This window comes from Geodermatophilus sp. SYSU D00867, assembly GCF_054050315.1.
The window spans coordinates 33,088-49,073 of the sequence record NZ_JBJGZC010000004.1 but is presented as its reverse complement, the minus strand read 5'-3'; the positions used below and the strand labels follow the sequence as shown (position 1 = coordinate 49,073).

Below are 15,986 nucleotides of genomic sequence, written 5' to 3'. Positions count from 1 at the left end.
CGTCGTCGCCCGCCGGGGTGACCGCACCGAGCCGCTCGCCTCAGCGGGGCTCGCGTGGGTCGCCGGGAGCGGTGGGACGCGGTGAGACGCGGCTCCCGCCAGAACTGGAGGACTCCGGGTCCCCGACTGGAGGGCGGGTTCCTACCGTCCGCGGCCGTGATGGCCCTGCACAAGCTGACTGCGGGCGACGGCTACACCTACCTCACCCGGCAGGTGGCGGCGTTCGACGCCACCGAGCGGGGCCACGCCGGCCTGAGTGACTACTACTCCCAGCGCGGCGAGTCGCCCGGGCGGTGGGCCGGCGGCGGCCTGGCCGGACTGACCGGGATCGACGCCGGGCAGCCGGTCGGCGAGGAGCAGATGCGGGCCCTGTTCGGCGAGGGCCGCCATCCGGACGCGGCGCGCCTGGAGTCGGAGGCGCGTGCCGCGGGACGGTCACCGCCGGAGGCGCGGGCCCCGGGCGCCCTCGGCCTGCCGTTCCTGCGCTACCCCACTCCCCCGGACGGCTTCCGGGCGCACTGCGCCCAGCAGTTCGCCGCCGCGAACGCCACGCGCCACCGCCCCCGCGACGCACCGCTGCCGGCGCCACAGCGGGCTCGGATCCGCAGCGAGGTGGCGCGGCGGATGTTCGCCGCCGCCCACGGCCGCCCGCCAGCCGATGCCCGGGAGCTGTCCGGGTTCATCGCCCGGGCGTCGCGGCCGGTGACCCGGGCCGTGGCCGGCTGGGACCTGACCTTCTCACCGGTGAAGTCGGTCTCGACGCTGTGGGCGCTGGCCCCGCCGGCGGTCGCGGCGCGGGTCGAGGCCGCCCATGCCGCGGCGGTCGCCGACACCCTCGCCTGGTTGGAGGAGCACGCCGCCTTCACCCGCCTCGGCGCCGGCGGGGTGCGCCAGGTGGAGACCACCGGCCTGGTCGCCGCGGTGTTCACCCACCGCGACTCCCGCGCCGGCGATCCGGACCTGCACACCCACGTGGCGGTGAGCAACAAGGTGCAGACCCGCGACGGGCGGTGGCGGGCGCTGGACGGGCGGGTGTTGCACAAGGCCAACGTCGCGGCCTCCGAGCGGTACAACACCCGGCTGGAGGCCCACCTGGTCACCCGGCTCGGCGTGCGCTTCACCGAGCGCGTCGGCCGGGAGGCCGACCAGCGGCCCGTGCGGGAGGTTGTCGGCGTCGACGCGCGGTTGTCTTCGGCGTGGTCGTCCCGGCGGCGGGCGATCGACGGCCGCCGGGCCGTGCTGGCCGCGGACTTCCAATCCGAGCAGGGGCGGCCGCCGACGGCGGCCGAGGCCATCGCGCTGGCCCAGCAGGCGACCCTGGAGACGCGGGAGGCCAGGCACGAGCCGCGCTCGCTGGCCGAACAGCGGGCGGCGTGGCGACGCGAGGCGGTGGCCGTCCTCGGAGGTCCGTCCGCCCTGGCCGCCATGCTCGCCCGCGCCCTGGGCCGCCGCCCGCGGCACCGCCGCCGGCCGGTCACGGAGACCTGGGTCCGGTCGACCGCGAGCCGGGTGCTGGGCACGGTCAGCGGGCAGCGGGCGAGCTGGCAGTACTGGCACGTCCGCGCGGAGGCCGAGCGGAAGGTGCGCGCGGCCGATCTGGCGCCGGGCGATGTGGACGACGCCGTCACCCGGATCACCGAGCGTGCCCTCTCCCCCGCCCTGTCGATCCCGTTGGGCGACCCGGATCCGGTGGTCGAGCCGGCCGAGCTGCGCCGCTCGGACGGGGAGAGCGTGTACACCGTCGCCGGCGCCCGGCTCTACACCTCCCGGGCGGTGCTGGACGCCGAGGCCGCGCTGCTCGCCGCGGCCGGCCGCACCGACGGCCGCCGCGCGGATCCGGCCGTCGTCGAGCTCGCGCTGCTGGAGACCGCCGCCAACGGCACCGAGCTCAACCCCGGCCAGGCCCAGCTGGTCCGGGAGCTGGCCGGCAGCGGCGCGCGGGTGCAGCTGGCCCTCGCCCCGGCCGGCGCGGGCAAGACCACCGCGCTGGCCGCCCTGGCCCGGGCCTGGACCGCCGGCGGGGGCACCGTGCTGGGCCTGGCGCCGTCGGCGGTGGCCACCGCCGGGCTGCGCGAAGCGATCGGCGCCCCGTGCGACACCCTCGCCAAGCTGCTCTGGTCCCTCGATGCCGGGGATCCGCCCGGCTGGGTCGCCGGCATCGGGCCGGGCACGCTGGTGCTCGTCGACGAGGCGGGCATGGCCGGCACGCTCGACCTGGCCCGCACCGTCGCCCACGTGCTGGGCCGGGGCGGGTCGGTGCGGCTGGTCGGCGACGACCGGCAGCTGGCCTCGGTCGCCGCCAGCGGCGTGCTGGCCGCGATCGCCGCCACGCACGGCGCGGTGACGCTGACCCAACTGGTGCGCTTCGCCGATCCGGCCGAGGCCGCGGCCACCGTCGCGCTGCGCGACGGCGATCCCACCGCGCTGGGCTTCTACCTCGACGCCGGCCGGGTGCACGTCGGCGACGCGGCCACCTGCGCCGAACAGGCCTACGCCGCGTGGGCCGCCGACCGCGCCCGCGGCGTCGACGCGCTGCTGCTGGCCGCCACCCGGGAGACCGTGCGGCAGCTGAACCAGCGTGCCCGCGCCGACCGCCTCGCCGCGCGCGGACACCCGACGGGTGCGGAGGTGGCGCTGGCCGACGGCACCCGGGCCTCCGCCGGGGATCCGGTGATCACCCGGGCCAACGACCGGCGGCTGCCGCTCGGCGCCGCCGACTGGGTGAAGAACGGCGACCGGTTCATCGTCACCGCCGTCGGCCGCGACGGCGCCCTCGCCGTCGCGCATCCCGGCACCGGGCGGCGGCTCACCCTGCCGGCGGCCTACGTGCGCGCGCACGTGCAGCTGGGCTACGCGACCACGGTGCACGGCGCGCAGGGTGTCACCGCCGCCACCTGCCACACCGTGCTCACCGGCGCCGAGTCCCGGCAGCTGCTCTACGTGGCGCTCACCCGCGGCCGGCAAGCCAACCACCTGTACCTGGCCACCGTCGGCGACGGGGACCCGCACAGCATCGTCACGCCGGCCGCGCTGTGCCCGCCGACCGCCACCGACCTGCTAGCCGCCATGGTGGAGCGGGACGGCGCGCAGACCTCGGCCACCGGCGCCCGCCGCGCCCTGGCCGATCCGGCCGCGCGGCTGCGCGCGGCCGCCGCCCGGTACGCCGACGCGCTGCGGTTCGCCGCCGAGCACCGCCTCGGCGCCGCGGCCGGAGAAGAACTGGAGGTCGCCGCCGCGCGGCTCCACCCCGGCCTGACCGCCGCCGCGGCGTGGCCGACGCTGCGCGGCCACCTGGCGCTGCTCGCCCTCACCGGCGCCGACCCGATCGCGGTCCTGCGCGCCGCGGCCGCGGCCCGGGAGCTGGACAGCGCGCACGATCCCGCGGCGGTGCTGGACTGGCGGCTGCCCGGGCCCGGCGCGGCGGGTCCGCTGCCGTGGCTGCCCGCCGTGCCCGCGGCGCTGGCCGACGATCCGCAGTGGGGGCCCTACCTCGCCGCCCGCGCCGACCACCTCACCGCCTGCGCGGTCCGGGTCGCGGCCACCGCCGCCGCGATGACCGCGGCGACCGCCCCCGGCTGGGCCCGGCCGCTGCTGAACCCCGACGCCGCCGCGCTGCGCGCCGACCTCGCCGTCTGGCGGGCCGCCTCCGCGGTGCCCGACGCCGACCGGCGCCCCACCGGCCCACCCCGCCCCGCGGCCGCCGAATGCCGCCACCAACGCCGGCTCGAGGCGGCCCTGGCCGCGACCGCCCCGGCCCGGGGCGGTGCGGTGTGGGCGGCGCTGGCCGACGGCATCAATCCCCGGCTGCGCCGCGATCCGCACTGGCCGGCGCTCGCCGACCGGCTGGCCGCCGCCGACCGCGCCGGCCTCGACGCCGCCGGACTGCTCGCCGCGGTGGCCGCGCGGCGGCCGCTGCCCGACGAGCTGCCCGCCGCCGCGCTGTGGTGGCGGCTGGTCCCCCACCTCGCCCCGGCCACCGTCGCCGCCGCGCCGGGCGCCGAGGTGCTCCGCCCGGTTTGGTGCGCCACGCTGCAGGCGCTGCTGCCCGACGGCCACGGGCCGCGGGTGCCGGCCGACCCCGCGTGGCCGGCCCTGGTCGCCGCGGTCACCACCGGGATCCGCGGCGGCTGGTCCCCCGCCGACCTGCTCACCGCCGCCGTCGCCGGCCTGCCCGCCGCGGGCGGCGACTGGGGCGAGAACGGGTTGGCCGAGGCGCTGGTCTTCCGCGTCGCCGCGCTCACCGACCCGGCGCCCGTCGAGGTCCCCGAGCCGCTGCCGGCGGACCTGCAGCCGCCCGACGACGCCGACCAGCTCCTCCCCCGCGACGATGAGGCCGCCGCCACCGCGGATCCGGCCGTCCCGCCCCCAGGTGACCGGGACGCGCCGGTCGATCCCGACGACGAGACCGCGCCACCGGTCGCGCCGCGGTACGTCACCCCGGACCCGTTCACCGGGCCCGGGCGGCCCGAGGTCGACGAGGCCGACTACCTGCTCGAGCAGCACTTCTGGGCCACCGCCGCGGTCGGCCGCGACCGGCTGATCGAGCTCACCGCCCAGGCCGCCGCCTTCTTCACCGACTGCTATTCCGGCTCGTGGGCGCCGGGCTACCTGCGCCGGCGGCTGGGCACCGACCTCGCCGCCGATCCGCGCCTCGGCCCCGGCTACGCGCCGGGTGGGTGGACCGCGCTGGTCGACCACCTCCGCCGCCGGGGCGCCACCGACGAGGAGCTGCTGGCCGCCGGGCTGGCCCAGCGGGCCCGGACCGGGACGCTGATCGACCGGTTCCGCGACCGGCTCACCTTCCCCATCCATGACGTCGACGGCGTCGTCCGCGGCTTCGTCGCCCGCTGCCATCCCACCGCCCCCGACGACGGCCGCGCCGGCCCCAAGTACCTCAACACCCCCCGCACCGACCTCTACCGCAAGGGCGAGCACCTGCTCGGGCTGCACGGGAACCGGGTGGCGCTCGCCGCCGGCGCCACCCCCGCCCTGGTCGAGGGGCCGCTGGACGCCGCTGCCCTGACCCTGGCCGGCGACGGGCGGACCGTCGGCGTCGCCGTTCTCGGCACCGCGCTCACCGACCGGCAGGCCGACCTGCTGTGCCCCTACCTCCGCGGCGACGGCACCGGCGTCCTCGTGGCCACCGACGCCGACGCGGCCGGCCGGCAGGCCGCCGAGCGGATGTACTGGCAGCTCACCGCTCGCGGGGACGACCCCCGCCGCCTGGCCCTGGCCGGAGGCCTCGACCCCGCCGACCTCCTGCAGCGGGAGGGCGAGGCAGCGCTGCGGACGGCGGCCGAGTCCGCCGGTCACCTCGCCGATCTGCTGCTCGAAGCCCGGCTCGCGGCGACCGCCCACGACATCAGCCCCGCCGCGGTGCAGGCAGCGGTCCGCGACGCGGCCGCCATCATCACCGCCGCGCCGCCGGCCCGGTGGGTGGACCGCATCGACCGGGTGACCGAGGCCTTGCACGTGCCGCCGGGCACCGTCCACAGGGCCGTATTCGACGCCAGGACGGTCACCGGTCTCCCCGTGAGCGGCTACGGCCCCATGCGGCCACGGCAGCGGTGCCTCTCAACGCTGACGTCAACACCGAAAGACGCCTCCAGCGCAGTTGAAATTTGCCTTGGCGACTACCGCGAGGCCATGCACAGGGCCGGGCAACCGAGGCTGTGAAGGGGGCGCTCACTAGCCTCTCACCCTGGAGGCGCCGATCGGCGCTTAGCCAACTGTTGTGATGTCCAACCAGCTACTTTGAAGCAGGACCGTCAGCGCACCCACGCGAGGCGTGGTACGGCAGACCCAGCACACACGACGCTGTCTAGGCCGCCCGCGATGGCCGCAAGTTCTGCGGCCAACCGCATCAACCCTGCGCCGACGTTCGCGCCCGGATTTGACGGAGCCAGCGGGACCGAACGGGCTGCCCCGCACCACTGCAATGCGACGTCGCGAGACGGCGAAACGTTTTGCACCTGAGAAACGAAGGTCCTCATCGCAATCCACCCCACTCCCAGGCGGCCCGACAGGGCGGTTATCCACCACCCGACCTGGGGGATCTCCTAGCCAACGGCTAGCGGTCTACCGACAGAGGTGACTCGCATCCGCGCACCTCAAGGGCATCCCAGCCAGGCCCCTAACCAAGCCCACGGTCATCGACTACCGTAAGCCGCCAGCAACTCTCCCTCGGTCAGCACTCCAAGTATTACATATATGTCCGGCCGCGCTATCCGCGTCTTTGAGCAGTACACCAAGGCGAAATTCCAGGCCTGTTCCCGCCCATCATCGAGATTGCGACCCGCAGCCTCAGCCAACTCTAGGGCGGCGCGACTTTGCGCCGAGACTCCCTTTCTCCAGCGAATTCCATCCGCCCCCATACCTCCGTATCCGCCCGGGGGGTCGTCCAGGGATGTTCGAGCGACCTCTTGCAGTTCTTTCTGGACCCGATCAGTCTTGACCTTGGTCACGAGGTCTTCGACCGCAGATGCGGTCCACTTGGCCCGGTCCACCGACTCTTTGTAGCGCCCCGAGCACAGAAGCGAAAGAGGCGGAGGTTCACCTCGTGAGGGGGGCGAGCTCACCTCAGAGGGAGCTGAGGCGGAGTGTCCGGACCGGGCCGCCGGCGCAGGAGGTGGAACGCGCCCCGATCGTCCCGTGGGCCACGGACAGGGAGCCGGGCAAGCGGACCGCGGCGATCGTCGGCTGAGCGGAGCCGACGGTGGCAACCTGGCGTGGCAGCTATGCCAAGCAGAGCTTGGCCTGGCCGAAGAACCTACAGCGACCTGGCAAGCCCCACCGCAGCCCCGTCAGCTGCGGGATCAAGTGCTATAGCTGGCCCTCGCTAACGACCTCGTGCATGGTTAGCGACGGGCGGTCGTGGACCGCTCGGGGCCCGTGCAGTCACGCGGCAGTGCCGGCCGGTAAAGCCTTCGGTAAACGGTGGAGCGGTTCAGGTCGTGGGGCTCGTTCCTGGCTGGAGACCAGTCCGGCGACCGCGGGCAGCATCGTCTCCAGGTGCTCACGTCGGCCGAGGTGCCGGGACAGTGCTCGCCAGTTCTTCAGGTGGCTGATGCCGTGCTCGACGCGGATCCGCTTTGACGCGTGAGCCCGGCGTTCGGCCTCGTGTGCCGCGGCGACGGCGGGAAAGACCGGGATCTGGTTCTTGCGCCGGGCCGGCCGCGGAGTGAGGACCGCGCCGGCGGTCTGGGTGCTCAGCCCTTGATAGCCGGCGTCGGCCAGCAAGGTGACGCCCGGGATGAGGGCCAGCAGCTCGACCAGGCCGGCCTGGCGCACCTGGGTCAGGTCATGGATCGAGCCCGGACGGCTGTGTCCGCAGAGCAGCAGCCGTCCCGCAGGGTCGGTGATCACCAGCGCCTTGACGGTGTTGGCGCGGGCCTTGCCGGAGACGAACCGAGCCCGGCCGGCTTTGTGGGCCGCCGGGCGGCGCACCCGGACCTCGGTGGCATCGAGCAGGCCGAGCTGCCCGCTGGCACCCAGGTGGGCGATCACGTCGGCCAGGGTGCGCAGCCGGACCCCGCCTTCGACGGTGCAGCCGCGCTCGGCCAGCAGCGGGCGTACCTCGCCGACGGCCCGGGTGATCGTCGACCGGGACACCCCGAACCAGCAGGCCAGCACGTCATGGGTGACCCCGTGGCGCAGGTGCACCAGGGTGGCCAACAGCCGGTCAAGGAACACCAGCCGGTACCGGGCACCGGCTCCCACCGCCCGCCGCCGCGGCCGATCGGCCAACCGTGCCTCCTGGCGGGCTTGCCAGCGTGGTCCCAGCTCGGCGACCAGCTCAGCAAGCACTTCCCGGGACAGCCCGGTCACATGGCGATCGGCGACAGCGGCGGCACGGGCCAGGCTCCTCGACACACCACGACCTTGCTCCGTCCTTCATGAGCAAGCCGCCCTGCCAACCATGCACGAGGTCGTAAGAAGTCGTTGCATTAGTCCGCGGGTGGGCGGCGTGCGCAGATGAGTATGCAGGCAACCGAGCGAGGCTAGTAATTGTGACGCCGCTCCAGTTGTAGCGCAGGGCCAGGCTCTTGCAGGACAGCAGCCACGCATGCCCGCTGGAAGCCCAGGGATGGCGGCCGAGCCGTTCGCTCAAAGTCGCAGCCGAGCCGGGCGATGCGGGCGGTGATCCCGCGGCGGCCCAGATTGCAGCGGACCCGGCGGTTGTCGTCACCCTCGTCCGCTTGCGACTGGCCCGACCGCTGGCCACGCCCAGCGCCCTTGAGCGCGCACGTTTAGTCGAGCAGAGGCTCGACCACCTTGCTGTGCCGGTTGGCGCCCGAAACGGCGATGACTAGGGGAGCTTTGTGGCATCGACGAGCACGAAGTAGATGCCCTTGAGGGCCGCTCGGTCATAATTGGGGGGCCGTACACCGCCGGTGGACGCGGTGGGATTGATTAGCGGGCTCAACCAAGGCTCACCTCTCATCGCTGATGAGCCATGGCGGAGACGAAGTCCACGTCTTGAGACACCTTGCTCCCATTCACCAGGCACACGCCTGTCCCCGCCATCGACTACTGCAAGGTCTTTGAGCCACCGAGCCAATTGAGGGCGACCCATCGATCCTTTCGGCGGCATGCCACGGTGCCGCCTACGAGACAATGCCCATTTCGCACGTCACCGTCGCCGGACCCAGCACCGCTTTGGCGCTCAGCCGTGGCTTGAGGAGCGGTCTAGCTGCCTGTCGTTCCCCGCCGCCGCTGAGAACCCTGCGGGCTCTCATATCGACGTGCAGTAGCTCGTCGGGTGTCTGACGTTCGTAGCTAGCAAGATGTCGGCGGAGCGCCGTAGCAGCACCCCCCATCGTGGAGACGGCGAGCCCCCGACTGGATCGCGATGCGCGCCAAGCCCGAGCGGCGTGACCCCGCAGAACCAGGATTCGCCGCTCCGATGGCGGGTTTGAGTGGACCGCGGAACGCCCTGCGCCTGAAGGATCGCTCGACCATACCCGCCCGCGCGAGGCGTTCTGCCCCCGGCGACCAGCCATCAGGACACAGCGGGGCCAGCAGTAGCCGGTCGCGCAGGATCAGGGTGACGTTTACTTGGAACACGAAGACCTCCGGGCTGATGAGCGGTTCCATACAGCTCCACACCTCACCCGGAGGTCTTCCTCATGTCAGCCGACGCGGGTGCCAACGTCCGCGGTCAGCGCGGTTGGGCAAGTACTAATCACGGTCGCCTTGCGATCGCGTCGCGACTTCCTCGTCCGACAACAAGCCGCCCGAGTCCTCCTCGGCCTCCTGGACGTCGCGGGCTTCGCGCACGAAGCGTTCAGCAAGCTCACCCTGAGTGAGCACGACGGACTCAACCTGAGCGCCCACGAGCGGCGTGATCATCGCGAGGAACTTGCCGTGACGCGTCACGGCTGCCGGCTTGCCACGCCGGTTGATCTCCTCCAGCACCGGAGCCGTCCGCTGGTTCAGCTCGGTGACCGTATAGACCATCGCCTCGTCGAACCTATGCGGCATCGCCTGTTGCAAGGTCTGTCCCGCGTCGCTCCAACGGTCGCCTTGCGATCGTGTCGCGACTTCCTCGTCCGACAACAAGCCGCCCGAGTCCTCCTCGGCCTCCTGGACGTCGCGGGCTTCGCGCACGAAGCGTTCAGCAAGCTCACCCTGAGTGAGCACGACGGACTCAACCTGAGCGCCCACGAGCGGCGTGATCATCGCGAGGAACTTGCCGTGACGCGTCACGGCTGCCGGCTTGCCACGCCGGTTGATCTCCTCCAGCACCGGAGCCGTCCGCTGGTTCAGCTCGGTGACCGTATAGATCCTTGCCTCGTCGAAGCGATGCGCCGTGCGGTCCGCGAACCGGTACGGCGTCAACACTGACGTACCCATGTCGCCTCCAAGGACGTCTACTCTGCAAACCCGGAAGATACTATCATCCTAGTATCTCGATCTTGCAACCGCTCGTTGCCTCACGCGACGACTGCGACATCGGCCATCCAGGTCTACTACTCCGCTAGTAGCGTAGCTGAAGGGGAGGACCGTCTAGTGTCCGCACCACCCCCGGCCACACCACCCCCGGCCACACCACCCCCGGCCACACCACCCCCGGCCGCACCACCCCCGGCCGCACCACCCCCGGCCGCACCACCCCCGGAACAGTCGGAGATCGACTCGATCCAGGCGGCCGCGAGATGGCTTGTTGCCGCCGCAGCGTCGGTGTTTGCAGTCCTCATGGCTGGCGTCCAGTTGTCAGCTATCGGGCGACTCACTACAGAACACGTGGGTCGCCTTGCTGTGGCAATCGTCGCGAGCATTCTAGCGCTGGCCGCAACTGCGGCGATTCTCGGACAAGCTGTACGTGTTCTTGTCCATCCAGGGTGGACTTTAGGAAAGCTCGCACATCTCCAAGCGCTGGGAGGATGGCAACACCATTGGCTCAAAGAGCAGCTCGGTGGGTTACGGGGAACTTTGGGCACTGGTCAAACGACACTAGAACCTACACAACTATACCGGCATTTTGCGACACTCAATGATGCACTGGCCACCTATCGCCAAAAGGGCGAGGTGGAAGTTGATGCAGACTTGGACAAAGAGCGGTCACCCAAGATCCGATACACCGACGCAAACGAGAACGAACTGACAGCCCGAGTGACTGCTGCGGAAGAGACTGCGCAACGGATTGCCGTAGCCGCCAACCTGCTTGAGACGCGCCGTCGCTTTGCACATCTACGGACGGTGATTCTTGCGGTGGGAGCTGTGCCCATCCTAGCAATACCCGTCTTCATCGCAGCCACAACACCTCCACCCGAGACTCCGATAAGAGCTCCAATAGCGGTACGTGTCGTCTTCTTTGACACCCCAGAGGCAAAAGCTGAACTATCTGAGGCCAAGCTCCCGCCCGGGTGTGCCGGTCGCCAAGTCCGCGCAATTGCTGTCGGTGGGACTTTGGCCGAGCCTGTAGTTGTCAGCGATTCGCTCACAGCCTGCAATATCAACCGCGTGAAGATTGGAGTCGACATCGGAGTCGCCTATCCGGAGAACCCCCGGTAGGTGCCATGAGTTGCACCGCTGACGCAGCTCTATTGGCGTCACAACATGGAGTTGCCCAGCGGCTGCTGCACTGACCGCGACTGTTGGCGCACCTACATCACCGGCCAGTAGGTTACACGATCCTTGATCACCCACAACCACTGAACCAGTTTCAACTTGCTTGACTAACGGTGCGTCAGGGGTGACGTAAAGCGGTCGACGTTCCCTGCGATCAAACGTCGGGTTGAGGTCCTCGGCGGGCGCCGCCCCGAGGAGCCTTGCGTTTGAATGTGATTGCCGCCGGAGACGCGGCGAGTTGTGCTCGGTCAAGAAGTCGCTCGAACGATCCGTAGAACTGCGCCTCTCGGGCGCTCCTGCCGGCCGAGCGCCGCGGAAGCGAGGCGGCAAGGGGGACGGCGACAGTGAATGCGTTGGTCAGTCCGGTTGACAGCTCCGCGGCCCGACCGACAACCAGCCGGAGACGGTCGAGGTCGGCGCCGGAAGCCTGCACCGGACGTCCGGCGATCACCGCCGTCACCCGGTCCCCGGGCATGTCCTCCATGGGCGGCAGGTCCCGCGCGTTCGCGTACAGCCGGCCGCTGTGGGACCAGCGGTCGACGGCGGCGACGAGCCGGTCGGCGAGGACCGGCAGCTGGCCGACCGCGTACCCAACTGCCGCGGCTCCGTCCGCCAGCTCGTGGTGGTCACCTCGCCCAGCGGTGTCGGCGTACCCGTCGACCTGGTCGCGCAGCAAGCGGACGAGCGCCTGCGCGCACCGCACCACGCCCCGGCGATCGGCCGGGTCCGCCCGTCGTCCGTCGTGGAAGACCGTGCTGGCGCGGCCGGCCAGTTGCCAGGCGAGCGCGGTGAGCACCAGCGGTCCGGCGTCCTCCCCGGCCCGGCCGGCGGTGAGCGCGGCGGAGCGGCTGGTGAGCTCGGCGGCGGCGACGGCGGCCCGGAAGTCGCGCACGGTTAGGTCGTCGGCCCGCCGCGCCCGGTCGAGGGCGGCGACCAGCGCCGCGGCGGCGTCCAGGGCAGTGACGGCCGTCCCGCCCGGCGGCGGCCCCGGGAGGGGCACCAGCCGGTCGAGCACCGCGTAGCCGGCGGCGGTCGGCGGATCGGCCTGCGCGTCGCGTTCGACGGCGGCGGCCAGCCGCCGGACGGTGATCAGCTCCGGGGCCGCCGCCGACGGCAGCTGCCGGCGACCGGACCGCGCGCACCGGTCGGCCGCCTCGGCCACCTCGACGGTGACCGCCCACCGGTGCGCGCGGCCCATGCCGGCCCGGTCGCGGCCGACGAGGTCGGCGGCGGCGCCGGCGAGGTCGGTGAGCGGCCCGCCGGTGCGCGGCCACAGCCGGCCGGCACTGACGCACGCACCGGCGAGTTCGGTGGCGGTGCGCTGGCGGGCACTGGCCGCCGGGCTGAGCCCGTCGTCGGTTAGCCCGGTCAGCGCCCGGCCGAGGTGGGCCAGCGCGCCGGTGACGTCCTCGACGGTCCCCGTCGGCGACCCGGCGCCGGTCCGGGCGGTGAGGTCGTCGAGCAGCTGCTGCACCGAGACGGCCACCGCTCAGCCCAGCCGGCGCAGGGCGCGGCGGGCGGCGCGGGCGGCGTCGAGCACCGGCGGGTGGGCGAAGGCGTCCTCGTCCAGGTCGGCCAGCGCCGCCATGGCCACCCGCAGGGTGAGGCGGACGTCGCCGTCGATGAGCTCCGCCGGCGCGGGGCGGGCGCCGGCCAGCTCGAGCAGCTCGGCGGCGTACAGGCAGTGCAGGGCGATCTCGGCGGGGACCTGCTCGCGGTCGGCGCCGACGGCGTCGAGCAGCGCGGCGGCGTGGTTGAGCGGATCGGCGATCGGGGGCACGGTCATGGCGGGTCTCCTCGGGTGGGGTGGGCACGGGTCGACGCTGCGCCGCGGCGCCGTCCGGTGGGGTGTCGCGGCGGAGCTGTGGGGCGCCGGTCGGGCTGTGGACGTCCGCCCGGTCTCCCTCAGCGGAGAGCCGCACGGCCGGAGCGCCGGGGTTCGGCAGGGCGGCCGGGCAGTCGTCGAGCAGCCGCCAGTGCAGCTCGCGCGCCGGATGGCGATGCGGCAGCGGCGCCGCGGTGGCCAGGACGGGAAGCCGAGCGGCGACGTCGTAGCCGGCGGCCGCGGCCCGGTCGAGCGCGGCGGCCAGCGGCGGCCAGTCCGGGCCGTCCACCAGGCGCGGGTCGATCCGCCCGACGAGGACCTCCCAGGTCCGGCCGGCCGACGCCCGGTCGCCGCCGTCGGGCTCGCTCTCCAGTGCGCCGGCGATCTGCAGGATGCGGACCGCGACCGCACGCCGCTCCTCGGCCGTGGGGGCGTCGCACCAGGCGGCCAGCAGGCCGGGGGTGTGCCGGGTCATCCAGACCCGGCTGACCCGGACGCCGCCGGTCAGCGTCACCCAGTCGCCGCGACCCGGCCGGGGCCGGTCCCCGCCGCTCACGGGGTCACTCCACGCAGGGGCCGGGCCGACGGGCCGGTCGCGGCGCCGGGCCGCCGGCGGCCGGCGTCGCCGGCGAACAGGTCCCGGCGCGCCGCGGTGGCCTCCGCGGTGTCGTACGCGTCGGCCCACGAGCGGGCCGGCCAGTCGAGGTGCCGGCCGGGTGGGCAGCCGATGCCCAGCCGCTCGGCCATCCGGGCGTGGAAGGCGGGCAGGGCGTAGCGGTGCCACTCCTCCAGCGGGTGCGGGGTGGCGGCGTCGGCGGCGGCGGCCCGCAGGCAGGCCAGCACCGCCAGCTCGGTGGCCAGGTGCGGATGGGCGGGCCAGCAGGCGGGGATGGCGGAGGCGGTCTGCCAGGCGTAGGTGGCGTTGAGCCAGCCGGCGACGGCGTCGAGCCACGGCCACAGCTGCGCGCGTAGGGACGGCGCGCAGCCGGCCGGGTCCCAGGGCCGGTCCAGCAGCGGCAGGCCGGCCGGCTCGAGGCCGGCGTCCTCGGCCTGGCGGAGGTGCTCCAGGGCGGTGCGCACCAGCCGCGGCGGCGCCGGGAACGGAATGACCAGCTCGGTCACGCCGCCTCCTCCCCGCCGGGCGCGAGGTCGACGCGGGCGGCCGCCGCGGGTGCCCGGTCGGTGCGCTCATCTGCGGTGGACGCGGCGGCGCGGGCGGCGGCGACCCGGGCGCGCGCGGCGGCCTGCGCGGCCAGCAGCGCCCGCCCGCGGCGGCCGGTGAGGCAGCGGTCGAGTGCGGCGATCAGCGGCGGAGCGTGCTCGGCGACCACCAGCGCACGGCCCGGCGGCAGCCCGCGGATCTCCTCGGGCCGCAGCACCGGCACGTCCTCGCCATGCGTGGAGCGGCCCCACCCACCGCGGCCGGACGTGTAGCTGGTGCGCCGCACCCGGGTGGTGCCGGTCAGCTCGGACAGGTCCCGGTTGAAGCCGCCGTCCTTGCCGCCGCCGAAGGCGACGAGCACGTTGGTCAGCCCGAACAGCGCGCGGGCCTCGTCCTCGCCGTAGACGACCACCAGCTGCCGCCAGGTCTGCGCCGCGTAGAGGAAGCTCACGCCCAGGGCCCGGTCGTTGGCCATCCGGGTGCGCAGCGTGGGCAGCGGCGCGGTGGAGGGCAGCTCGTCCAGGCAGGCCAGCAGCGGCGGGCACAGCCGCCCGGCGGGCGCTCGGTCGGCCAAGTGGAGGGCGGTGTCCAGGACGTGCTCGGCGAGTGCGGTCAGCAGCGGCGCCGCCGAGGCGTACGGGTCGTCGCGGCCGAGCAGGTAGACGGTGCCGCCGGCGGCGAGCACCGCGGCGAGGTCGGTGGCCGGCCGGCCCGGCCCGGGGGTGCAGCGGCGGCGGAGGTCGGCCTGGAAGAACAGGCCCAGCGCCTGCTGCACGGTGGTGGCGGTGTTGCCCGCGGTGCGGTCGTCGCCGTGCAGCGCGCCGTGCAGCAGCCCGTCCCACAGCGGGGCCGCATCCGGATGGCCGCGCAGGATGTCGGCCGGCTGCGGACTGGCCTGCGGATGGGCGGCCCACGCGAGGACGTCCTCGATGCTGCCGCCGGTGAGCGCGGCGGCGTGGAGGAATGCCTGCAGCACCTTGGCCGCCTCGAAGGCGTAGAAGCGGGCGGCGCTGTCGGCGCGGCCGCCGCCGACCGCGCCGGTGACGGTGCCGCCGGCGAAGGCCTTGGCGCGGCGCTCGGCGACACTCGGGTCGGCGCAGCCGGCGACCGGGTCCCACACCAGCTCCGGCAGGCCGGGCACGGCGCCGAACGGGTCGAGCACGGCCACCGGGCGGCCGCCGGCGGCGCGGGCGTCGACGGTGAGCAGCAGGTCCTCGGCCTTGGTCAGCGTGACCAGGGCCGCGCCGGGGGCGCCGAGCAGCGCGGGGGCGAGCAGGTCGAGGGTCTTGCCGGAGCCCTGCGGGCCGTAGACGCCGGTGGTCCGGTCGAACGGCACCCACAGCTCCCCCGCCGCCGGCGCGGCGGCGCGGCCCAGCCGCCACCCCACCGCCCACGGATCGGGAGCGCGCCGTCGCCCGGTCCGGCCGCCGGAAGCCGCGAACAGGTCGGGCCGGATCACCGCCGCGACCCGCCGCAGCCGGGCGCGGCCGAGCACCTGCGCGGCCTGGCCGCGGCCGGCCAGGCCGGTGGGGCCGCCGAGGAGGCGCCGGCCCACCCGGACCCCCGCGCCGGTGGCGGCGAGGAATCCCGCGGCCCCGGCGGCGACGGCGGTGTGGACGGCGCCGGGCGCGGGTGTGGCCGCGGCCTGGGCGGCGGTCAGGCCGGCGGTGGCGTCGCCGGTGAGCAGCCCGCCGACCGCGGCGGCCAGCGCGCGCGGCCCGGTCGGCCACACCCAGCCGCCGCCGGCCACCGCAGCTACTGCTGCGCGGGCGGCCGGCAGCAGCAGCGCGGCGGCGACCAGCCAGGTCAGCGCGGCGGCGGCCGGAATCTCCCAGCCGGCCGGGCCGACGTCGGCGCGCGACCGGAGTCCGGCCGGGGCGGAGTGGGATCCGGAGATGCGCACGGGGTCCTCCTCGAGGTGCCGGC

The 15,986-nt window shown here is 74.2% G+C and carries 7 protein-coding genes; 1 reads left to right on the top strand and 6 read right to left on the bottom strand.

Annotated elements, in window-relative coordinates:
* Window positions 1–159 precede the first annotated feature (159 nt).
* Entirely contained in the window at window positions 160–5,676 is a 5,517-nt protein-coding gene (gene mobF, locus ACI8AK_RS05135) for a MobF family relaxase (RefSeq protein WP_456955455.1), read from the top strand.
* Between the two features lie 1,221 nt (window positions 5,677–6,897).
* On the opposite strand, the gene ACI8AK_RS05130 is transcribed toward mobF, so the two are convergent.
* The 6 genes from ACI8AK_RS05130 to ACI8AK_RS05105 form a co-directional block, all read right to left on the bottom strand.
* A complete protein-coding gene (locus ACI8AK_RS05130; protein ID WP_456955315.1) occupies window positions 6,898–7,872 on the bottom strand; it encodes a transposase family protein in 975 nt (324 codons plus the stop codon).
* Window positions 7,873–9,180: 1,308 nt separating this feature from the next.
* A complete protein-coding gene (locus tag ACI8AK_RS05125) occupies window positions 9,181–9,843 on the bottom strand; it encodes a hypothetical protein (RefSeq protein ID WP_456955314.1) in 663 nt (220 codons plus the stop codon).
* 1,384 nt (window positions 9,844–11,227) lie between these two features.
* Window positions 11,228–12,559, bottom strand: coding sequence for a hypothetical protein (locus tag ACI8AK_RS05120; protein ID WP_456955312.1), 1,332 nt, complete (start codon window positions 12,557–12,559; stop codon window positions 11,228–11,230).
* 3 nt (window positions 12,560–12,562) lie between these two features.
* Window positions 12,563–12,859 carry a hypothetical protein gene (locus ACI8AK_RS05115; protein ID WP_456955311.1) on the bottom strand — a complete coding sequence of 99 codons (297 nt, stop codon included), beginning with the start codon at window positions 12,857–12,859 and terminating at the stop codon, window positions 12,563–12,565.
* Between the two features lie 591 nt (window positions 12,860–13,450).
* Window positions 13,451–14,020, bottom strand: coding sequence for a hypothetical protein (locus ACI8AK_RS05110; RefSeq protein WP_456955310.1), 570 nt, complete (start codon window positions 14,018–14,020; stop codon window positions 13,451–13,453).
* A complete protein-coding gene (locus ACI8AK_RS05105) occupies window positions 14,017–15,963 on the bottom strand; it encodes a type IV secretory system conjugative DNA transfer family protein (RefSeq protein ID WP_456955308.1) in 1,947 nt (648 codons plus the stop codon). Before ACI8AK_RS05105 ends, ACI8AK_RS05110 begins: the two co-directional genes overlap by 4 nt.
* Window positions 15,964–15,986: the final 23 nt, after the last annotated feature.